Here is a 21,421-nt window from a genome sequence, read left to right as displayed (position 1 = left end):
CATGATGCTCCCCACAACCCAGCATCCATTACCCAAAGCAAGGAGCAAGCCCATGCAACACAATCCCCGTTTTCTGGCCCTGGTAGAGGCCATCCGCCCGCAGGTGCAGGAAACCGATGTGCATCAGATCAAGCGCTGGCAGGATGAGGGCCGAGCATTTCATCTGATCGACGTGCGCGAAGAGAGCGAGTGGGCCAGGGGCCATCTGCCGGGGGCCACCTATCTCGGGCGCGGGGTGATAGAGCGTGACATCGAGACCCGGTATCCGGATCCCGACACCGAACTCTACCTCTATTGTGGTGGGGGATTTCGCTCCATCCTGGTGGCGGATAACCTGCAGAAGATGGGTTATTCCCGGGTCGTCAGCGTCGATGGAGGCTTTCGCGGCTGGAGCGATGCCGGATACCCTGTCGAATCCTGATTTATTTGAGGGAGAGGGGCTGCGCCACATGACAAACGGCCCCGTGATCTTTACCATATGCGGGGTCAAGCGTAAGCGTCGGAGTGTTCATTGAACGTCAGGATAGGGATTGGATACCTCACGGGTATCCTGTTGTTGCTCCCCTTGTGGGGTTGCAGCAGTAGCAGTCAGGTAAAAGCGCCTCAAGTTCCCAAGCCGCAACCCGCTTCACTGGTATTGGCGACCCCCCTGCAGGTCTCCTACCAGAGCGAGTTGGCGTTGGCGCGACTCGGGCAGATGCTCAGTGAAATGGAATTGACGACCGAACAGCGGGCAGAACTCTTCTATGAGCGTGCCGTGGTGTTTGACCGGGTGGGCTTGCGTTCCCTGGCGCGACTCGACTTCAACCGCGCCCTGCGGGAGAAGCCGGATTTTGCCGAGGCCTACAACTTCATCGGTGTCTATCTGGTTCAACAGCAGAACTACGACGAGGCCTATGAGGCGTTCGACTCCGCCCTGGAGCTCGCCCCGGATTACGACTACGCCTATCTCAACCGGGGAATCGCGCTCTATTACGGCAATCGCCCCGAGCTTGCCGCGGCGGATATGAAGCGCTTCTACGAGGCGCAACCGGAAGACCCTTATCGGGTGATCTGGCTCTATCTGGCCGAGCAGAAGCTCAACGGACCGGCGGCCATGAGCCGGATGCGCGAGCGGCTCAACAAGTATGACGACGACGCCTGGAACTGGGATCTGGTGCGCCTCTATACGGGCGACATCAATGCCACCCAGTTGATGAGCAACGTGGTGAAAGGGGTCAAGGACAACAGGGAGCTCGCCGAGCGCCTGTGCGAGACCTACTTCTACCTCGGCAAGTTCGAGCTGGCCAAGGGTAACCGCAAGGAAGCCATCAGCTACTTCAAGCTGGCGCTGGCCAACAACGTCTATGACTTCATCGAGCATCGCTATGCCTTGCTGGAGCTGGAACTGATGGCGCGCAAGCCCCAGCCACCTGGAGCCCAGGGCAAGAGCGGCAAAGCGTGACTAAACGGGTTTGAACCCCATGAAAAAGGCCTCTTGACGAGGCCTTTTTGCTGTCTGGTGACACGGGGTGTGCCGCTACTCCACCAGGCTCATGCCGGGGATCTGGCGCCAGTAACCGTTGCAGTCCCGCTCCTGCAGCAGGGGCAGGGGGGCCATCCCCTGTTCGTTGGCCTTGAAGCGCTCCAGCATCGTCAGGGTCTCCATGCCTTCGGGCGAGAGGCGCACCACATCCACCAGGCCCTCCATCCCCTTGAGCTCGTTACCCAGGTTGTAGCAGTAACCGGACTGGGTCTGGATGCCGTTGAGGTTGAACACCTTCTGCCCTTCGCGACTGCTGGCAAGTCGCCCGGTGGGGTAGTCGATGCAGGCCAGTTCGCAGTTGTCCTTGGGCCGGTCAAGGGAGCGGGCGGTGAAGCAGCGTGCCGAGTAGGCGAGCGGCAGATGACCATAGGCGAACACCTCCACCTCGAACTGCTGGCGCTCCCTGCCCAGATCCTGATTGAGCTGCATCAGCCAGTCCCGTGACAGCTCCACCGGCATCACCCAGCGCTGCATACCCTGTTTAAGCAGCATGCGCAGCACGTCGGCGTTGTAGGCGTTGATGGCGGGGCCGCAGACGAACGGCAGCCCGGCTTCACTGGCGAGCTGGACCGCCCCCAGATCGTTGGCCTCGATCATCAGCTCGCCGTTGTCGACCAGCCGCTTGACCTCCTTGAGCTCGGAGGGGGCTGAGATCAGCGCCAGCGTGGAGAGCACCGCCTGCTTGCCGGAGCCCGCCACCTGACGGGCGAGGGCAATCCAGTCATCTACTTTCAGTTCGCGCCGCTTGCTGCAGACGGTTTCCCCCAGATAGACGATGTCGGCCTGGCTGGCGGCGGCCGCCTGATAGAAGGCCTGGGTGTCGGCCTTGGGCCAGTAGAAGAGCAGGGGGCCGAGAGAGAATTTCATGAACAGGGCTCCTTATTGCCACTGGCGATGATAGGCACCGAGGGTGGTCTGGCTCCCCTCGGAGACGCGGGCGAGCTGGGCATCCCACTCAGCCTTGACCTGATAGGCCTCTGGGTTGGCTTGATAGGCGTCGATGGCGGCGCGCCAGACCCGTGTCACCTGCTCCACATAGGCGGGGCTGCGCTGGCGCCCCTCGATCTTGACTGACTGGATGCCGGTCTGGAACAGCTCGGGCAGGAGGCCGAGGGTGTTGAGGCTGGTGGGCTCCTCCAGCGCGTGATAGGTCTGGCCATCCACCTCGAAGCGCCCCTTGCACAGGGTCGGGTAGCCGGCGTTTTCCCCCGGGCCGTAACGATCGATCAGCACCTCGTTGAGTCGGGATTCTAGGCCGCTCGGGGTCTCTTCCCAGCGCACAAACTTGGCCGGTGAGCAGGCGCCGACGGTGTTGGGGCTCTCGCCTGTCATGTAGGAGGAGAGGTAGCAGCGCCCTTCCGCCATGATGCAGAGGCTGCCGAAGGCGAACACCTCGAGGCCGACGTCGGTCTCGCGGGCAAGCTGCCTGACCTGATGCATGGAGAGCACCCGCGGCAGCACCACCCGGCCGACATTGAAGTGCTGTTGGTAGAAGCGGATGGCGGCGGCGTTGGTGGCGCTGGCCTGGACCGAGACATGCAGCTCCATGTCGGGATGACGACGGCTGGCATAATCGAGCACGGCGAGATCGGCGATGATCAGGGCATCAGCACCGAGCGCCACCCCTTTGTCCACGGCCTGCTTCCAACGGGCATCGGAGCCCGGGTGGGCAAAGGTATTGATGGCGATGTGCAGCTTGCGGCCATGCTGGTGGACATAGTCAACCGCTCTTTCCAGCTTGCTGTCGGTGAAGTTGAGCCCGGCGAAATGGCGGGCGTTGGTGTCATCCTTGAAGCCGATGTAGACCGCATCGGCCCCGTTATCCACGGCTGTCTTCAGTGCCGGCAGGCTGCCTGCCGGGCAGAGTAATTCCATCGGGTACGCTCCGAGAGGGCAAAAATGCAAAGTGGCCCGATTGTATGCATGCTTGCGCCCCCGCTTTTTGACCTGAGGCAGCTTTAGGTGGCTTTACCCTTCTTGAGGTAAGTGGGCACAAGTTTGATTTTCAACAGGATCTTGCCGAAGGGGCTGTGCTTGAATGCGCAAAAAACTGGGAGTTTATCGTGTTTCAACATCTGCAACGTCGCCTGGTCGAACAGGCACCCCGTCTCTTGCGCCACCCCCTCAAGCTGGTGCCCTTCCCTTTGCAACAAAACCTGATGGAGGCCCTGCTGGGCAGGGTGTTCCGGGAGGCCATCGAAGAGGGGGAATTTGCGTTTCTTGCGGGCAAGTGGCTGAAAGTGGAAGTCAGCGATCTGGGGCTATGCTGGTATATCAGCGAGCAGGAGGGCAAATTGGTGGTGGCAAGGGAGTGTGAGCACGTCGATGTCTGTTTCAGCGGCAATAGCCAGGATCTTGTTCTGATCGCCGGGCGCCGTGAAGACCCGGATTCCCTCTTCTTCCAGCGCCGGCTGAAGATAGAGGGGGATACAGAGTTGGGCCTGGAGGTGAAAAATCTGATGGACAGCCTGGATCTGGACGGGCTGGGATTGATGAAATACCCCCTGATGGATCTGGCGACCTTTATCGAGCGGGCCCGCGAGACGCACGTGCCCACTGCAGCGACAATGAGCTGAGCCGTTTTCTTGCCCGAGTGCTGCGGAACAGGTGAACTTGAGCCGCAGTACCCCACTGTCAGCGTGACCACGCTGGGTGGGGAGGCGTCATCTGTCTGTTTGTGCAGAAATGCCTGGTCGGAAGCGGTGCCAAAATAGCGATTGGTTATGTTACAATTGCGCGCCATTTTTGACTGAAGATTGACTGGGCATGTTGGATCAGATTCGTATCGTGTTGGTAAATACCTCTCACACCGGCAACATGGGATCCGCGGCGCGGGCCATGAAGACCATGGGGCTGACTCAACTGGTGCTGGTCGTTCCCCAGGCCCAGCCGGATGAGGAGGCCGTCGCCCTGGCGGCGGGGGCCAGCGATATCCTGGCTCGCGCCCGAATCGTGCCGACCCTGGACGAGGCCATTGCCGACTGTGGTCTGGTCATCGGCACCAGTGCCCGTTCCCGGACCTTGAGCTGGCCCATGCTGGATCCCCGTGAAGCGGGCGAGAAGCTGGTTGCCGAGGGCATGGAGCATCCGGTCGCGCTGGTGTTTGGCCGTGAACGCACCGGCCTCACCAATGACGAACTGCAAAAATGCCACTTCCATGTGGCCATTCCCGCCAATCCAGAATACAGCTCCCTCAATCTGGCCATGGCAGTGCAGACCCTTTGTTACGAGGTGCGGATGCGCTGGCTGGAAGTACAGAACCAGGAGCCGGAGGATGAGCGGGTCGAGTACCCCAGCGCCCAGCAACTGGAAGGGTTTTATCAGCATCTGGAGCAGACGCTGCAAAAGACGGGATTCATTGCCGATGACCATCCAGGCCATGTGATGAGTAAACTGCGTCGTCTGTTCAATCGGGCCAGACCCGAAGCGGTGGAGTTGAACATCCTGCGGGGCATTCTCACCTCTGTCCAGAAGTCCAGGGCACAGGATTAATCCCGACTGATTTACTCAAGCATATACTTGACTGATTTAGTCGGGTATGTGACCATATGCCACATATTGATTGTTTCGCAAGACGGTAAGGCATATGAGACTGACCTCAAAAGGACGTTACGCGGTGACAGCCATGCTCGACGTGGCGTTGCATGCAGAGCAGGGGCCCGTGCCCCTGGCTGATATTTCAGAGCGCCAGGGCATCTCCTTGTCCTATCTGGAACAACTGTTTGCCCGTCTGCGCAAGCATGGTCTGGTGAGCAGCGTACGTGGTCCCGGTGGCGGCTATCGCCTCGGTCTGGCCCCTGGCGAGATCTCGGTCGGTCAGGTGATCACCGCGGTCGATGAATCGGTCGATGCGACCAAGTGCCTCGGCAAAGGGGGCTGCCACGGTGGTACCCAGTGCCTGACCCACTCTTTGTGGCGGGATCTGAGCGAGCGCATCTCCAGCTTCTTGGGGGATATCACCCTGGCCGAGCTGGTTGGTCAGGCCGATGTGCGCCGTATCGCCGGCAAGCAAGATGAACAAATGAAGACCGTGTTGTCCCTGGTTGATCGGGCCGAACGCGGTGATGTGAGCTTGAAAGTCCAACTATAAACGTGCTTTCCACGACGAGTCGCTGTGTGACCCCGTCGTAACGGAGAAAAAGATGAAACTGCCTATTTACCTTGATTATTCGGCAACCTGTCCGGTGGACCCGCGTGTCGCAGAAAAAATGATGCAGTGCCTCACCATGGACGGCCTGTTCGGCAACCCAGCCTCCCGTTCCCACCGTTTCGGCTGGCAGGCCGAAGAGGCGGTGGATCTGGCCCGTAATCAAGTGGCAGAGCTGATCGGCGCGGACCCGCGCGAGATCGTCTTTACCTCCGGTGCGACCGAGTCCAACAACCTGGCCATCAAGGGCATCGCCCATTTCTACGCCGGCAAGGGCAAGCACATCGTCACCTCCAAGACCGAGCACAAAGCTGTGCTGGATACCTGCCGCCAACTGGAGCGTGAAGGCTATGAGGTGACCTACCTCGAGCCCATGCCCAACGGCCTGTTCACTCTTGAGCAGATCGAAGGCGCCCTGCGTGATGACACCATCCTGGTCAGCATCATGCACGCCAATAACGAGATCGGGGTGGTGCAAGACATCGCTGCCATCGGCGAGCTGTGCCGTTCCCGCAAGATCCTGCTGCACGTGGACGCCGTCCAGAGCGTGGGCAAGATCCCGGTCGACGTGGAAGCACTCAAGGTTGATCTGCTCTCCATGTCCGCCCACAAGGTATACGGCCCGAAAGGCATTGGCGCCCTGTATGTGCGCCGCAAGCCCCGTGTTCGTCTGGAAGCCCAGATGCACGGCGGTGGCCACGAGCGCGGCATGCGCTCCGGTACCCTGGCAACCCACCAGATCGTCGGCATGGGGGAAGCCTTCCGCATCGCCAAGGAAGAGATGGCGAGCGAGAGCCAGCACATCATGGCCCTGCGCCAGCGTCTGTGGGATGGCATCAAGAACATCGAAGAAGTCTATATCAACGGGGATCTGGATCAGCGTGTACCGGGTAACCTGAACGTCAGCTTCGCCTATGTGGAAGGGGAATCCCTTATCATGGCACTGAAGGATCTGGCGGTCTCTTCCGGTTCTGCCTGTACCTCGGCCAGCCTGGAGCCTTCCTACGTGCTGCGCGCCCTGGGTCTGAACGACGAGCTGGCACACAGCTCCATCCGTTTCAGCATCGGTCGCTTCACCACCGAAGAAGAGATCGACTACGCAATCAAGCTCATCTGCGACTCCATCGGTCGTCTGCGCGAGATGTCCCCCCTGTGGGAGATGTTCAAGGATGGCGTCGATCTGAACACGGTCGAATGGGCACATCACTGATCCTTGCCAGCATGGCAAGGATCTGGTGAACAACGGAATTAGCAGGAGTTAGATATGGCTTACAGTGAAAAAGTAATCGACCACTACGAGAATCCCCGCAACGTCGGTGGTTTTGACAAGAACGATCCCAGCGTCGCCACCGGCATGGTCGGTGCACCGGCCTGTGGTGACGTCATGAAGCTGCAACTGAAGATCAGCGACGATGGCATCATCGAAGATGCCAAGTTCAAGACCTACGGCTGTGGTTCCGCCATCGCCTCCAGCTCCCTGGTGACCGAATGGGTCAAGGGCAAGACCCTGGACGAAGCGGCCGGTATCAAGAACACCGACATCGCCGAAGAGCTGGCGCTGCCGCCGGTGAAGATCCACTGCTCCATTCTGGCGGAGGATGCCATCAAGGCCGCCATCGCCGATTACAAGCAGAAGAAAGGTCTTTAAGGTCTGGAGAGCAGTATGGCCATAACCATGACAGATGCCGCAGCGGCGCGGGTTTCCTCCTTCATGAACAACCGGGGCAAGGGCATTGGCCTGCGCCTCGGCGTCAAGACGACCGGCTGTTCTGGCCTTGCCTATGTGCTCGAGTTCGTGGATGAGCTGGCTGCCGAGGATCAGGTGTTCGAGCAGAAAGGCGTCAAGATCATCGTGGATGCCAAGAGCCTGATCCACCTGGATGGCACCGAGCTGGACTTCGTGAAGGAAGGCCTCAACGAGGGCTTCCAGTTCAACAACCCGAATGCCAAGGGCGAATGTGGTTGTGGCGAAAGCTTCAGCGTGTAAGTGGTTCGATTGACCGATCGCCCATGTTTGCAAGGCCTCGCAGCCCCAAGGGTGAGCCCTGTTGCGGCGAGTCTCTTGTGATCAACACCTTGCTCATCAACACAGTGGTGTGGACGCCAGTCCATGCCACTGCTTTCAAGTTCAAGACGAGTGTGGTTGCACTCCCAGCGCTATTGTCTGAGGACGAAGGATGAATCATTTCGAGCTGTTCGGGCTGGCTGAGGGCTTCGAGCTCGATACTCGCCAACTGGCTGACACCTATCGTCAGCTGCAGACCCAGTTCCATCCCGATCGTTTTGCGACTGCCCCCGAGCGGGAGCAGCTTGCTGCCGTGCAGCGTGCTGCCCAGATCAACGATGCGTTTACCACCCTCAAGGCCCCCTTGCGCCGAGCCGAGTACCTGCTCTCCTTGCGGGGCACAGATATTCGCGGCGAGCAGCAGACACTGCAAGATCCTGCCTTTCTGATGCAACAGCTGGAGTGGCGAGAGCGGCTGGCTGATCTCAAGGGCGACGCCGACCCTGAGGGCGCCATCAAGGATTTTCGCCAGGAGATCAGGCATGATCACCAGGCGTTGATGCAACGGCTGACCGACTCTCTCACCAGGGGTGAGGATCTGCAGGCGGCGGATTGCGTTCGCAAGCTCAAATTTGTCGACAAGCTCCTCGAGGAGCTGGAACGATTCGAAGACTCGCTGTTCGAGTCTTGACCCTCTAACGCAGGAATTGTGATTACCCATGGCATTACTGCAAATTGCCGAGCCAGGCCAGAGCGCCGCGCCTCACCAGCATAAACGTGCCGTCGGCATCGATCTTGGCACCACCAACTCCCTGGTCGCCGCCGTGCGCAGCGGCCAGGCCGACACCCTCTGTGACGAGCAGGGGCGTGATCTGCTGCCTTCCGTGGTCCATTACCAGGCCGATACCATCCGGATTGGCTTCGATGCCAAGCGTGAGGCGGCCCTCGATCCCCACAACACCATCGTCTCGGTCAAGCGGATGATGGGCAAGGCGCTGGCCGATATCGATACCCGTCAGCAGCCTTACGAGTTCGTGGCTACCGAGACGGGCATGCCCCAGTTGCAGACCCGCCAGGGGCTGGTCAACCCGGTGCAGGTCTCGGCCGAGATCCTGAAAAAACTGGCCGAGCGCGGTGCCGCGTCCCTCGGGGGAGACCTCGACGGCGTGGTCATCACGGTGCCCGCCTATTTTGACGATGCCCAGCGTCAGGGCACCAAGGACGCGGCCAGACTGGCCGGTCTGCATGTGCTGCGGTTGCTCAACGAACCCACGGCGGCGGCCATCGCCTATGGCCTCGACTCGGGTCAGGAAGGGGTGATCGCCGTCTATGACCTGGGTGGCGGAACCTTCGATATCTCCATCCTGCGCCTGCATCGCGGGGTGTTTGAGGTGATGGCCACCGGTGGCGACTCGGCACTCGGTGGTGACGATTTTGACCATCTGCTGGCGGACTGGCTCAAAGAGCAAGCCGGGTTGTCCGGTCAGCTCGATGCCCGTACCCAGCGCGAGTTGCTGGATGCGGCGGCCAGCATCAAGCACGGCCTCACCGATGCCGATGCCGTTTCCTGCACCTTTGCCGGCTGGCAGGGTACCGTCACCCGCAGCCAGTTTGACGAGCTGATCCAGCCCCTGGTCAAGCGCACCCTGCAGGCCTGTCGGCGCGCCCTGCGCGATGCGGGTCTCGAGCAGGAAGAGGTACTGGAAGTGGTGATGGTCGGTGGCTCGACCCGGGTGCCGCTGGTGCGCGAGCGGGTGGGCGAGTTCTTCGGCCGCACCCCCTTGACCAGCATTGACCCTGACAAGGTGGTGGCCATCGGTGCCGCCATCCAGGCCGACATCCTGGTGGGCAACAAGCCCGACGCCGAGATGCTGCTGCTGGACGTCATCCCGCTTTCCCTCGGTCTTGAGACCATGGGCGGCCTCGCCGAGAAGGTGATCCCGCGCAATACCACCATTCCGGTGGCCCGCGCCCAGGAGTTCACCACCTTCAAGGATGGCCAGACCGCAATGGCCATCCACGTGGTGCAGGGAGAGCGCGAGCTGGTGGCCGATTGCCGCTCCCTGGCCCGCTTCACCCTGACCGGCATTCCGCCCATGGCGGCGGGGGCGGCCCACATTCGCGTTACCTTCCAGGTGGATGCGGACGGTCTGCTGTCGGTCAGCGCCATGGAGAAATCCTCCGGCGTGCAGGCCGAGATCCAGGTCAAGCCCTCCTATGGACTGGGTGAGGATGACATCCTCAACATGCTGAGCGCCTCCATCGCCAATGCCCAGCAGGACATGGACGCCCGCATGCTGGCGGAGCAGCAGGTCGAGGCCGACCGGGTGGTCGAGAGCCTCAACGCCGCCCTGGCCGCCGATGGCGAGGCTTTATTGAGCCCCGCCGAGCGGGCCGAGCTGGATGCCGCCATCGCCCATCTGCTGACCATGCGCAGCACGGGCACCACCAACCAGATCAAAGAGGCCATCGAGGCGGCGGACGCTGCCAGTGGCGAATTTGCAGCCCGCCGGATGGATGCCTCCATCCGCAAGGTGCTGACCGGACAAAACGTCAACAAGGTGTGATATGCCAAAACTGATTATTCTGCCCCATCCCGAGCTCTGTCCGGACGGCGCGGCCCTCGAAGGTGCGACCGGTGAAACCATTCTGGATATCGCGCTGCGCAATGGCATCGAGATCGAGCACGCCTGCGAGAAGTCCTGTGCCTGCACCACCTGCCACTGCGTGGTGCGGGAAGGGTTCGACTCCCTCGAGCCGAGCGACGAGCTGGAAGACGACATGCTGGACAAGGCGTGGGGGCTGGAGCCGGAATCCCGTCTCAGCTGCCAGGCCAGACTGGCGGACGAGGATCTGGTGGTGGAACTGCCCAAGTACACCCTGAATCTGGCGTCTGAGCGCCACTGATGACCCCTTAATTACACATGAGTGAATTGCGCGTGCAGCATCTCATGGTGCAGTAATGATATGGTGAAGGCCGTGACCCTTGAGGGAGCGGCCTTTTTTGTGCCCGTGATTTCCCTATTCGTTGATGAAAGTGCCAATAAAAAGGAAGCAAGAGAACATGGCTGACATGATGAACGTAAGGTTGTCGTCCCAGGCTGCCGCCGCCCAGTGGGGCGAGGGTGCCCTGCTCAGTTTCAACGGGGACGAGGCCCATCTCCATCTGGCCGCTGGCCAGGAGAAGGAGGCGCTGCGCGCCATCCAGCGCGCTGCCAGACGCCTCGAGTCGAGCGGCATCAAGCGCATCAAGCTGGTGGGCGAGGGGTGGAATGGGGAGCGTCGTTACGCCTTTGCCCAGGGCTTCTATGCCGCCAAGGGGGTTCGCGAGCTCGATTTTGGTGAACAGAGCGCGCAGGAAGCGGCCGAACTCGCCGCCCTGCTCAAAGCGACCCACTGGGTGCGCGAGGTGACCAACGGCTGCCCGGAAGCCATCTACCCCATGAGCCTGGCGGAGTCCGCTCTGCTGCTCATTCGCAGCCTTGGCGGTGACAAGGTGACCGCCCGCATCACCGCTGGCGAAGCCTTGCGTGAATCGGGTCATATCGGGATCTGGTCGGTGGGCCGTGGCAGCGAGCGCGAGCCGGTGCTGCTGGAGCTCGACTACAACCCGACCGGGGATGCCAACGCCCCCGTGGTCGCGGCGCTGGTGGGCAAGGGGATCACTTTTGATTCCGGCGGCTACTCCATGAAGTCCTCCGACAACATGCTGCCGATGAAGTCCGACATGGGCGGCGCCGCCATGGTGACCGGCGCCCTGGCGCTGGCCATCAGCCGTGGCCTGAACAAGCGGGTCAAGCTCATCCTCTGCTGCGCCGAGAACCTGGTCTCCGGCCACGCCTTCAAGCTCGGCGACATCCTCACTTATCGCAACGGCATCTCGGTCGAGATCCAGAATACCGACGCGGAAGGTCGCCTGGTGCTGGCAGACGGCCTGCTGGCCGCCAGCGAAAGCGGGGCTGCCTACATCCTCGACGCTGCTACCCTGACCGGCGCCGCCAAGACCGCGCTGGGCCGCGACTACAATGCCGTGTTTGCCCTCGATGAGGCGGAGCAGGTGCGCGCGCTGGCTGCCGCCAACGCTGAAAACGAGAAGGCCTGGCCGCTGCCGCTCGAACCCTGGCACGCAGGCCAGCTCACCTCGGCCTTTGCCGAGCTGGGTAATGTGGCGTCCGCAGAAGGTACTGCCGGCGCCACCACGGCAGCGGCGTTCCTGTCGCGCTTCGTCCGTGACGAAGGCAAGGGCTGGGTGCACCTGGACCTGGCCGCTTCCTATCAGAAGTCGGGCAATGAGCTCTGGGCGACCGGGGCCAAGGGTCATGGTCTTCGCACGATTGCCCGCTGGCTGCAGGAGGTGTGCGCATGAACGTCTGGTTGAGCCGAGAGTTTGCACCGGCCGAGTGGGGGGAGGGGGCACTGCTCTCCCACCGTGCCGACGGCATGGTGATCCATCTGGTGAGCGCCACTCCCTTGCTGGATATCCAGCAGGCGGCGCGGCGCCTGTGTAGCCAAGGGATCCAGCAGGTTGTCCTGGCTGGCCACTGGGAGCGGGAGCAGCAGTGGGCCTTTGCCCAGGGGCTGCAGACGCCCAAGGCGGAAGTGGGGTTGCAGTGGGCCACTTCGTCCGAGGAGGACAGGGAGGAGCTGGAGGCGCGCTGGCTGTGCGGGCGCTGGGTGCGGGAGATGACCAACGCCACCCCGGAGCAGCTGGGGCCGCTGGAGCTGGCGGTCGAAGCCGCCGCCTTCCTCACCGAGCTGGCACCGGACCGGATCAGCCATCGCATCCTCAAGGGAGAGGCGCTGCAACAGGCGGGCTGGGTCGGTCTCTATCAAGTGGGTCGTGGCAGTGACCGCGAGCCCGTGATGCTGGAGCTGGATTTCAATCCGGGCAAGGATCCCAAGGCGCCGGTAGCGGCCGCCCTGGTGGGCAAGGGGATCACCTTCGATTCCGGCGGCTACTCCATGAAAACCTCCCAGGGCATGCTGACCATGAAACACGACATGGGCGGTGCCGCCATCGTCACCGGCGCGCTGGCGCTGGCCATTCTGCGTGGCCTCGACAAGCGGGTGAAGCTCATCCTCTGCTGCGCCGAGAACCTGGTATCCGGCCATGCCTACAAGCTGGGTGACATCCTCACCTACAAGAACGGCACCACGGTGGAGGTGGTCAACACCGACGCCGAAGGGCGTCTGATCCTGGCCGACGGCTTGCAACTGGCCGGCGAGTCTGGTGCGCCGCTCATCATCGACGCCGCCACCCTCACCGGGGCGGCCGTGATGGCGCTGGGAGGGCGTTACAACGCCCTGTTTGGACTGGACAAGGGGCTGGTGAGCCGCGCCATGGCCTATTCGGATGCGGAACAGGAGCCAGCATGGCCGCTGCCGCTGGAGCCCTGGCATCGCCAGCAGTGCCCGTCCCACTATGCCGACACCGCCAACAGCCGCCCCGTGCCGGGCGGCGGACCGGGGGGCGCCTCCAACGCGGCGGGCTTCCTCTCCCGCTTTGTCCCTGATGAGGGAAGAGGGTGGCTGCATGTCGATCTCGCCGCCTGCTTCAGCGAAAACGGCGATAGTCTGTGGGCGCCCGGGGCCAATACCCTGGGGATGCGCACCATCGCCCATACCCTGCTGGCGGAGACGCGCTGAGTCAGTGAACGGCATCACAAGGGCACCTCAGGGTGCCCTTTCCAGTGCTGCTTTGCTGAGCAATTGATACGGTTTTGAGGCATTAGCATGCCGATCGTGCGCAAGCGCACATTTTTTCTCTCTGCCCTGGCACAAGATGAGTCACCATGTTGTTTCAAGGATTCTTTTGTTTAACAAAAAGTTGATTTTTTGTGTGTTATTTCGTTTTTTGTTTACGTATAATCGCCGCCGAACATGGATTCCTACAATAAAACTCTGTAGTTAAGGAAAGAACTCAATGGCTATCGAACGTACCTTCTCCATCGTCAAGCCGGATGCGGTCAGCAAGAACCTGATTGGTGCCATTTACAGCCGCTTCGAAAGCGCCGGTCTGAAAGTGGTTGCCGCCAAGATGCTGCACCTGACCAGCGAACAGGCCGCCGGTTTCTACGCCGAGCACCAGGGCAAGCCGTTTTATGATGGTCTGGTCGGCTTCATGACCTCTGGCCCCGTCATGGTACAGGTGCTGGAAGGTGAAGACGCCATCCGCCGTCACCGTGAAATCATGGGCGCCACCAACCCGAAAGAGGCGCTGGCCGGCACCCTGCGCGCCTGCTACGCCGAGAGCATCGATCGCAACGCCGTCCACGGCTCCGATGCCCCGGCCTCTGCCGCCCGTGAAATCGCCTACTTCTTCTCCGACGACGAGATCTGCCCGCGCGGCTGATGTTGTCTGCTGGTGACCAAGGGAGCTTCGGCTCCCTTTTGTTTTTTGGTCATCCTGCCAATATCCACTTATTCTCCAGGTGGAAAGCCAGACCCATTATTTGTACAATGCCGCCCCCTGACGTAGGTCAGCCGATAATTTATGAAGTGTGTGAGCTGAGGCCCCTGATGAGCGAAACAAAAACCAACCTGCTGGATCTCGACCGGGATGCCATGCGTGCCTTCTTCGTCGAGTTGGGCGAGAAGCCGTTCCGGGCAGACCAGATAATGAAGTGGATCTATCACTTCGGTTGTGATGATTTCGATCAGATGAGCAACGTCAACAAGGCGCTGCGCGAGCGGCTCAAGGCCATTGCCGAGATCCGAGCCCCCGAGATCAGCCGTGAACAGCGCTCCGCCGATGGCACCATCAAATGGGCGCTGCAGGTGGGCGATCAGGAGGTGGAGACCGTCTACATTCCGGAAGCGGACCGCGCTACCCTGTGCGTCTCCTCCCAGGTGGGCTGCGCCCTGGCGTGCACCTTCTGCTCCACCGCCCAGCAAGGGTTCAACCGCAACCTGAAAGTCTCCGAGATCATCGGCCAGGTGTGGCGTGCCGCCAAAGTGGTGGGTGGCAAGCGCCCCATCACCAACGTGGTGATGATGGGCATGGGTGAGCCGCTGCTCAACCTCGCCAACGTGGTACCGGCCATGAAGCTGATGATGGATGACTTCGGCTTCAGCATCTCCAAGCGCCGCGTCACTCTCTCCACCTCCGGTGTGGTGCCGGCGCTGGACATGCTGGGGGACCAGATCGACGTTGCCCTGGCCATCTCCCTGCATGCGCCGAACGATGCGCTTCGCTCCGAGATCATGCCGATCAACGACAAGTACAACATCGAAGCCTTCCTTGCCGGGGTACGCCGCTATCTGGCCAAGTCCAACGCCAACGGCGGCCGGGTGACCGTGGAGTATGTGCTGCTCGACCACATCAACGACGACATGCAGCATGCCCATGAGCTGGCCAAGGTCCTCAAGGAAACCCCTTGCAAGATCAACCTGATCCCGTTCAACCCCTTCCCGGGCAACCCGTTTGGCAAGCCGAGCAACAGCCGTATCGACCGTTTCTCCAAGGTGCTGATGGAATACGGCCTGACCGTCATCGTGCGCAAGACCCGTGGTGACGACATCGACGCCGCCTGTGGGCAGCTGGTGGGGGAGGTGATCGACCGCACCAAGCGCACCATGAAAAATCGGATGCAACAGGATGGGATTTCCGTCAAAATGGTTTAACTTCTAAGCCATTGTATAGACAGGAAATGGATATCCGTACATTGATCGTAGTGGCAGCGCTCTGTGCGCTGCCAGGCTGTGTCACAGAGACCACTTACGCTGGCCAGAATTCGACCCAGCGTGAAGTGGGTCCCGACCTCAAGGCCGCCGCCCAGACTCGTCTCGATCTGGGTATCCAGTATCTGCGCCAGGGCAATGCCGAGCAGGCCAAATTCAACCTCGACCGCGCCCTTCAGTACGATCCCAACAATCCTCAGGTCTACATCGGTTTTGCCTATTTCTACCAGCAGGTGTCGGATTTCAAGGCCGCCGAGGCGAGCTACAAGAAAGCGCTGGCCATGGATCCGTCCAATGCTGACGCGATGAACAACTATGGCGCCTTCCTCTGCAACCGTGGCCGCTTCGACGAAGCGGAAAAGGCGTTCTTGCAGGCCGTCAGCCAGCCCGATTACGTGAAGATCGCCGATACCTACGAGAATGCGGCGCTCTGCTCGATGCAAAATCACAGAAATGACAAGGCCGGCGAGTATTATCGTCTGGCCTTGGGGTATAATCCCCGCAATCCTAGGTTATTGCTGGACATGGCCGAGCTTTCCATGAAAGATGGCAAGCTTCCTGATGTCCAGTCTTACCTCGTGCGCTTTGCCGACGTGGCAGAGGAGAACGAGGAGAGCCTCTGGCTCCGGCTGCAGCTGGCCCAGGCCATGGACAAACCGGCATTACTTCACCAATTCGGGACTGAGCTGGTAAGGCAATATCCCACTTCGCAACAAGCCAAGCGTTACTTAGCCAATGACTACTGAACAGCCACACGATTTCCAAGACGACTCCCAGGCAGCGGGCCCAGGCCAGCTGCTGCGCAACGCCCGTGAACAGCTCGGCTGGACCCGGGAACAGGTTGCGTCCCGCATTCACCTTCGTCTGACCCTGATCGCCGCCATCGAAGCGGATACCTATGACAAGCACACGTCCCATACCTTCATTCGTGGCTATCTGCGGGCCTATGCCAAGCTCGTGGGCATCCCCGAGGAGACCATCCTCGCCGCCTACGAAAAGCTGGGACTGACTCCCCCCGACAATATCGACATGCAGAGCTTCTCCCGTCGCTCCCGCCAGCAGGCCAATGACAGCCGGCTCAAGGTGGTGACCTGGCTGGTGATCCTGGTGCTGATCGGGCTCTCCGTCGCCTGGTGGTGGCAGAGCACGGCGCGCCGCTCCGCCGGTGACGACGCCCTGGCGGCGACCGAGATGAGCGCGACCGTCAATACGCCGGAAGCGAATGTTGCCCCCGCCGTGGAGGTCGCCGAGCCCGTGCTGCCCGCAGCGTCCGATGCCGTGTCCACCCAGGTCGTGGTGAGCGGTGCCACCGCGACCCTGCCTGTGGTCGCTACGGATGCCAGCGCAGCCGTCCCGACGGATGTTTCCGGTGCGGTCTCGACGGCCGAGAGCACGACCACCGAGCCCGCCAAGGCGCCCCAGCTCAAGATGAGCTTCACCGCCGATTGCTGGCTGGACGTCAAGGATGCCAACGGCAAGACCCTGTTCAGCGGTCTGAAGAAGGCGAACGACGAACTGGTACTGGAAGGACCCGAGCCACTCAGATTCATCATTGGCGCGCCCATGGCGGTCAATCTCGAATATCAGGGCAAGTCCTTCGACATGAGCCGTTACAACAACGGCCGGACTGCCCGCTTCTCACTGCCGCAGGAGTAATCAGTCCGCCATGTCTGTTCACGAAAAGCCCGCACACGAATCACCCATCGTTCGTCGCAAATCCAGACAGATCATGGTCGGCAACGTGCCGGTTGGGGGCGATGCCCCCATCACGGTACAGACCATGACCAACACCAAGACCACGGACGTGGCCGCTACCGTCGAGCAGATCCAGCGGATCGAGCGGGTCGGCGCCGACATCGTCCGGGTCTCCGTCCCCACCATGGAGGCGGCGGAAGCGTTCAAGCTCATCAAGCAGCAGACCCGCATCCCCATCGTGGCCGACATCCACTTCGACTACCGCATCGCCCTCAAAGTGGCCGAATACGGGGCCGACTGCCTGCGCATCAACCCGGGCAACATCGGCAACGAAGAACGAGTGCGCGCCGTGGTTGACTGTGCCCGCCATTACAACATTCCGATCCGCATCGGCGTCAACGGCGGCTCCCTTGAGCGTGATCTCCAGGAGAAATACGGCGAGCCGACCCCGGAGGCGCTGCTGGAGTCCGCCATGCGCCACGTGGATTACCTGGATCGCCTCAACTTTGAGAACTTCAAGGTGAGCGTCAAGGCGTCCGATGTCTTCCTGGCGGTCGGTGCCTATCGCCTGCTGGCCAAGCAGATCGATCAACCCCTGCATCTGGGCATCACGGAAGCGGGCGGTTTTCGCGCCGGCGCGGTCAAGTCCGCCATTGGCCTTGGCATGTTGCTGAGCGAAGGGATTGGCGACACCCTGCGCATCTCCCTGGCCGCCGATCCGGTGGAAGAGGTGAAGGTGGGCTTTGACATCCTCAAATCCCTGCGCATCCGTTCCCGCGGCATCAACTTCATCGCTTGTCCCTCCTGCTCCCGTCAGGAGTTCGACGTCATCGGCACGGTCAACGCCCTGGAAGAGCGGCTCGAAGACATCATCACCCCGATGGATGTCTCCATCATCGGCTGTGTGGTGAACGGTCCGGGGGAGGCGCTGGTTTCCGATCTGGGCCTTGCGGGCGCCGCCAACAAGAGTGCCTTCTACGAGGGGGGCCAGCGGGTCGACCGGCTCGACAACAAGGATTTGATCCCGACCCTGGAGCGTCGCATCCGTGCCCGGGCTGCCATGCTGGATCCGGCCAACCAGATCCAGGTGGACAAAGGTTGAACCATGACGGGGCCACCTGGGGTGGCCCCGGCTTTAGGTTGTTGATTTTACATCCCGCATCCGGGCACCCGATTTTACCTCGGGGTCGAAAATCCCTATAATGCGGCCAAATTTTACCTCTTTTTCTCGAGTATCAACGTGGCAAAACAGATCCAAGCTATTCGCGGTATGAATGATTGCCTGCCGGAGCAGAGCCCGGTATGGCAGAAAGTAGAACAGATCCTGCGCCAGGTCGTGGCCAGCTATGGCTACAGCGAAGTGCGCATGCCCATCGTCGAGCAGACCCATCTGTTCAAGCGTGCCATCGGTGAAGTGACCGACGTGGTCGAAAAAGAGATGTACACCTTTGAAGACCGCAACGGCGACAGCCTGAGCCTGCGTCCGGAAGGGACCGCCAGTTGCGTGCGTGCCGGCATCGAGCACGGTCTGCTTTACAACCAGGAACGTCGGATGTGGTACATGGGCCCCATGTTCCGTCACGAGCGTCCCCAGAAAGGTCGCTATCGCCAGTTCCACCAGTTCGGGGTCGAGCTGTTCGGCATCAACGGGCCGGACATCGATGCCGAGCTCATCATGCTGACTCACCGCCTGTGGCGTCTGTTCGGCATCAGCGATCACGTGACTCTGCAACTCAACACCCTCGGCCAGAGCAACGAACGTGCCGCCTATCGCGATGCCCTGGTCGCCTATCTGGAACAGTACAAGAGCGAGCTGGACGAAGAGAGCCAGCGCCGCATGTACAGCAACCCCCTGCGGGTGCTCGACTCCAAAGACGAGAAAGTACAGGCCATCCTGGCAGGTGCCCCCCGTCTGTTCGATCACCTGGGCGAAGAGAGCCTGGCTCACTTCGAAGGGCTCAAGCGCCTGCTCACGGCGGCCGGCATCCAGTTCGAGGTGAACGAGCGTCTGGTGCGTGGCCTCGACTACTACAACCTGACCGTGTTCGAGTGGGTGACCAACAGCCTGGGGGCCCAGGGCACCGTCTGTGCCGGTGGTCGCTACGACGGCCTGGTGGAGCAGCTCGGTGGCCAGCCGACCCCGGCGGTGGGCTTTGCCATGGGGATGGAGCGTCTGGTGCTGATGCTTGAAACCCTCGAACTCAATGCTGACATCCGCCCCGCGGTGGATGTCTATCTCTGCATGGTGGGTGAGGGGACCGAGCAGGCTGGCTTTGCCCTGGCCGAGCGCCTGCGCGATGCCCTGCCGGACTTGCGCCTCATGAGCCACTGCGGCGGCGGCAACTTCAAGAAACAACTCAAGCGTGCCGACAAGAGCGGCGCGGCCATTGCCCTGATCCTTGGGGAGACCGAGGTGCAAAGCGGGGAGATCACCATCAAATATCTGCGTGGCCAGGCCGAGCAACAGACCGTCTCGGTCGATGCCGCCATCGCCCTGCTGGCAGCGAAAGGAGAGTAAGCTGTGGAAGTGTATACCACTGAAGAACAACAGGTTGAGGTCATCAAGAACTGGTGGAAAGAGAACGGCACCTCGGTGATCGCCGGGACCGTGATCGGTCTGGTCGGCCTCTTTGGCTGGCGCTACTACAACGAGATGCAGCAGAACAACCAGGAAGCCGCCTCCCAGGCTTACAACGAGATGACCGCCCAGCTCGCCAAGGGGGACGACGCCGCCCTGGAGCAGGCAAAGAGCTTCATTACCGCTCACAAGGGTGACGCCTATGCCGAGCTGGCCGCCCTGCAACTGGCCGCGGCTGCCGTCAAGGCGGGCAAGCTGGATCTGGCTGCCGAGCAGCTGACCCAGGTGGCCGCCAGTGGCGATGACAGCATCAAGCCCATCGCCGCCCTGCGTCTGGCACGGGTCCTGAGCGATCAGGGCAAGGCTGACGAGGCCCTGGCCCAGCTTGGCAAGATCAACAACGACGCCTTCAAGGCCCAGGTGGCGGAAGTGCGCGGCGACATCCTGCAAAAGCAGGGCAAGGCCGAAGAAGCGCGCGATGCCTATCAGGCGGCGGCGGATGCCGGCGGCCTGCAGAGCAGCGCCGAACTCAAGCTGAAGATGGATGATCTGGCGCTGCCAGCCGTCACTGCGGGCGAGGCTCCGGATGCGTAATCTGTACAAGCGAATGGCGCTGGGGGTGGCTGTCTCCTTCGCCTTGCAGGGCTGCTCCCTGTTCAGTTCGGAAGAAGATCTCAACCCCATGGCACCCCTGCCCAAGGTCGAGTCCGCGTTCACTGCCGATACCGCATGGTCCTCCTCGGTCGGGGATGGCATCGGCGACTTCTACTCCCAGCTCAAGCCGGTGGTGGAAGAGGACCGCATCTATGCAGCGGCCCGCGATGGCGATGTGACCGCCTTCGAGCGCGAGAGCGGCAAGGAGCTGTGGAGCGTGGATCTGGCAGATCTGCCCATCAACGCCGACAAGCGCAGTGCCCGTCTCTCCGGTGGTCTGGTCTCTCGCTACGGCAAGCTGTTCCTCGGGTCCGAAAACGGGGTGGTCTACGCCCTGAACGAGGCCAACGGCGAAGTGCTGTGGCAGACCACGGTTCCTGGGGAAGTGGTGGCGAGCCCCGCCGTCGAGGATGGCCGCGTGGTGGTGCTGACCACCTCCGGTCGCCTGGTGGCGCTCGATACCGACGAAGGCAAGCTGCAGTGGACCCTGTCCGAAGAGCAGCCGCCCCTGACCCTGCGCAGTGCCGGCGCCCCCATCATCACCAACGGTGCCGTCATCTATGGCCGCGCCGATGGCAAGGTGGGCATCGCCCTGCTGAGCAACGGCCAGCCTGTGCGTCAATCCAAGGTGGCTGACCCGCGCGGCGCCACCGAACTGGATCGGATGGTGGACGTCGATGCCAGCCCGCTGATTGCCGGTGATGAGCTCTACGCCATCGCCTACAACGGCCAGTTGATGGCGCGCAAGCTGATGAGCGGCGACGAAGTGTGGAAGCGCAAGTATTCCGGTTATCGCGACATGGCGGTGACCGGCAATGCCATCGTGCTGACCGACAGCCGCAGCCATCTGTTTGCGGTCGATCGTCGCAACGGTCTCGAGCTGTGGTCCAACACCCAGCTGGAAAACCGCACCGTGACCGCCCCCGTCATCCTGGGTGACTATGTGGTGGTCGGCGATGTGGAAGGTTACCTGTATTGGCTGGACCGTACCGACGGGACCATCAAGGCCATGCAGCAGCTCGACAGCAGTGGTCTCTATGCCGCTCCGCTGGTGGAGGGTGACACCCTGTATGTGCAGAGCCGTGACGGCAAGTTGTACGCCCTCAAGCGTCCTTGATCGTCCGATAATGTGAATAT

Annotated in this window: 23 protein-coding genes; 21 read left to right on the top strand and 2 right to left on the bottom strand. The window is 61.5% G+C overall.

Annotation, left to right across the window (positions count from 1 at the left end; genetic code table 11):
* Positions 1–52: 52 nt before the first annotated feature.
* Together J9892_RS08320 and nlpI are read left to right on the top strand one after the other, a co-directional pair.
* Complete coding sequence (locus J9892_RS08320) at positions 53–421, top strand: rhodanese-like domain-containing protein (RefSeq protein ID WP_039038735.1); 369 nt, start codon at positions 53–55, stop codon at positions 419–421.
* A 90-nt stretch (positions 422–511) separates the two neighbouring features.
* A complete protein-coding gene (nlpI, locus tag J9892_RS08315) occupies positions 512–1,444 on the top strand; it encodes a lipoprotein NlpI (RefSeq protein ID WP_280520777.1) in 933 nt (310 codons plus the stop codon).
* 75 nt (positions 1,445–1,519) lie between these two features.
* Here nlpI and J9892_RS08310 read toward each other — a convergent pair whose 3' ends face one another.
* Entirely contained in the window at positions 1,520–2,392 is an 873-nt protein-coding gene (locus J9892_RS08310) for a U32 family peptidase (protein ID WP_210538198.1), read from the bottom strand.
* Positions 2,393–2,404: 12 nt separating this feature from the next.
* Entirely contained in the window at positions 2,405–3,400 is a 996-nt protein-coding gene (locus J9892_RS08305) for a peptidase U32 family protein (protein ID WP_010675064.1), read from the bottom strand.
* A 188-nt stretch (positions 3,401–3,588) separates the two neighbouring features.
* Between J9892_RS08305 and J9892_RS08300 the strand changes: the two genes are divergently transcribed.
* The 19 genes from J9892_RS08300 (at position 3,589) to bamB (ending at position 21,401) form a co-directional block, all read left to right on the top strand.
* Positions 3,589–4,101 carry an SCP2 sterol-binding domain-containing protein gene (locus J9892_RS08300; protein ID WP_210538197.1) on the top strand — a complete coding sequence of 171 codons (513 nt, stop codon included), beginning with the start codon at positions 3,589–3,591 and terminating at the stop codon, positions 4,099–4,101.
* Positions 4,102–4,291: 190 nt separating this feature from the next.
* Entirely contained in the window at positions 4,292–5,017 is a 726-nt protein-coding gene (trmJ, locus tag J9892_RS08295; protein ID WP_210538196.1) for a tRNA (cytosine(32)/uridine(32)-2'-O)-methyltransferase TrmJ, read from the top strand.
* Between the two features lie 94 nt (positions 5,018–5,111).
* Positions 5,112–5,615 (top strand): Fe-S cluster assembly transcriptional regulator IscR, encoded by a 504-nt coding sequence (iscR, locus tag J9892_RS08290; protein WP_025327241.1) that lies wholly within the window; start codon positions 5,112–5,114, stop codon positions 5,613–5,615.
* A 52-nt stretch (positions 5,616–5,667) separates the two neighbouring features.
* Positions 5,668–6,882, top strand: coding sequence for an IscS subfamily cysteine desulfurase (locus J9892_RS08285; protein WP_010675060.1), 1,215 nt, complete (start codon positions 5,668–5,670; stop codon positions 6,880–6,882).
* Positions 6,883–6,936: 54 nt separating this feature from the next.
* Positions 6,937–7,320 (top strand): Fe-S cluster assembly scaffold IscU, encoded by a 384-nt coding sequence (gene iscU / locus J9892_RS08280; RefSeq protein ID WP_010675059.1) that lies wholly within the window; start codon positions 6,937–6,939, stop codon positions 7,318–7,320.
* A 15-nt stretch (positions 7,321–7,335) separates the two neighbouring features.
* Positions 7,336–7,659: an iron-sulfur cluster assembly protein IscA gene (iscA, locus tag J9892_RS08275; protein ID WP_039038730.1), complete on the top strand. Its 324-nt coding sequence runs from the start codon at positions 7,336–7,338 to the stop codon at positions 7,657–7,659.
* A gap of 190 nt (positions 7,660–7,849) precedes the next feature.
* The gene (gene hscB / locus J9892_RS08270) at positions 7,850–8,368 is read left to right on the top strand and encodes a co-chaperone HscB (protein WP_010675057.1); all 519 of its coding nucleotides are present in this window, start codon (positions 7,850–7,852) and stop codon (positions 8,366–8,368) included.
* Positions 8,369–8,396: 28 nt separating this feature from the next.
* Positions 8,397–10,244 (top strand): Fe-S protein assembly chaperone HscA, encoded by a 1,848-nt coding sequence (hscA, locus tag J9892_RS08265; protein WP_128342275.1) that lies wholly within the window; start codon positions 8,397–8,399, stop codon positions 10,242–10,244.
* A 1-nt stretch (position 10,245) separates the two neighbouring features.
* On the top strand, positions 10,246–10,584 hold the full coding sequence (fdx, locus tag J9892_RS08260; protein ID WP_005299781.1) for an ISC system 2Fe-2S type ferredoxin: 339 nt from the start codon (positions 10,246–10,248) through the stop codon (positions 10,582–10,584).
* 157 nt (positions 10,585–10,741) lie between these two features.
* A complete protein-coding gene (pepB, locus tag J9892_RS08255) occupies positions 10,742–12,043 on the top strand; it encodes an aminopeptidase PepB (protein WP_198497798.1) in 1,302 nt (433 codons plus the stop codon).
* Positions 12,040–13,323, top strand: coding sequence for an aminopeptidase PepB (pepB, locus tag J9892_RS08250; protein ID WP_041213015.1), 1,284 nt, complete (start codon positions 12,040–12,042; stop codon positions 13,321–13,323). The genes pepB (J9892_RS08255) and pepB (J9892_RS08250) overlap by 4 nt, the downstream gene beginning before the upstream one ends.
* A 277-nt stretch (positions 13,324–13,600) precedes the next feature.
* Entirely contained in the window at positions 13,601–14,029 is a 429-nt protein-coding gene (gene ndk, locus J9892_RS08245) for a nucleoside-diphosphate kinase (RefSeq protein WP_010675053.1), read from the top strand.
* Positions 14,030–14,196: 167 nt separating this feature from the next.
* Positions 14,197–15,300, top strand: a complete 1,104-nt coding sequence (locus tag J9892_RS08240) for a bifunctional tRNA (adenosine(37)-C2)-methyltransferase TrmG/ribosomal RNA large subunit methyltransferase RlmN (RefSeq protein WP_010675052.1) — start codon at positions 14,197–14,199, stop codon at positions 15,298–15,300.
* 11 nt (positions 15,301–15,311) lie between these two features.
* Positions 15,312–16,103 (top strand): PilW family type IVa pilus biogenesis/stability lipoprotein TapF, encoded by a 792-nt coding sequence (gene tapF, locus J9892_RS08235; RefSeq protein ID WP_119197616.1) that lies wholly within the window; start codon positions 15,312–15,314, stop codon positions 16,101–16,103.
* Positions 16,093–17,013, top strand: a complete 921-nt coding sequence (locus J9892_RS08230; protein WP_041213013.1) for a RodZ domain-containing protein — start codon at positions 16,093–16,095, stop codon at positions 17,011–17,013. Before tapF ends, J9892_RS08230 begins: the two co-directional genes overlap by 11 nt.
* A 10-nt stretch (positions 17,014–17,023) precedes the next feature.
* Positions 17,024–18,154, top strand: coding sequence for a flavodoxin-dependent (E)-4-hydroxy-3-methylbut-2-enyl-diphosphate synthase (gene ispG / locus J9892_RS08225; RefSeq protein ID WP_119197617.1), 1,131 nt, complete (start codon positions 17,024–17,026; stop codon positions 18,152–18,154).
* A 138-nt stretch (positions 18,155–18,292) separates the two neighbouring features.
* Positions 18,293–19,570: a histidine--tRNA ligase gene (gene hisS, locus J9892_RS08220; protein ID WP_010675048.1), complete on the top strand. Its 1,278-nt coding sequence runs from the start codon at positions 18,293–18,295 to the stop codon at positions 19,568–19,570.
* A gap of 3 nt (positions 19,571–19,573) precedes the next feature.
* Complete coding sequence (locus J9892_RS08215; RefSeq protein WP_010675047.1) at positions 19,574–20,224, top strand: tetratricopeptide repeat protein; 651 nt, start codon at positions 19,574–19,576, stop codon at positions 20,222–20,224.
* Complete coding sequence (bamB, locus tag J9892_RS08210; RefSeq protein WP_029314685.1) at positions 20,217–21,401, top strand: outer membrane protein assembly factor BamB; 1,185 nt, start codon at positions 20,217–20,219, stop codon at positions 21,399–21,401. The genes J9892_RS08215 and bamB overlap by 8 nt, the downstream gene beginning before the upstream one ends.
* Positions 21,402–21,421 lie beyond the last annotated feature (20 nt).

This window comes from Aeromonas sp. Prich7-2 (assembly GCF_017939255.1).
Lineage (GTDB): Bacteria > Pseudomonadota > Gammaproteobacteria > Enterobacterales > Aeromonadaceae > Aeromonas > Aeromonas caviae.
This window is presented reverse-complemented; position numbering and strand designations above follow the sequence as displayed.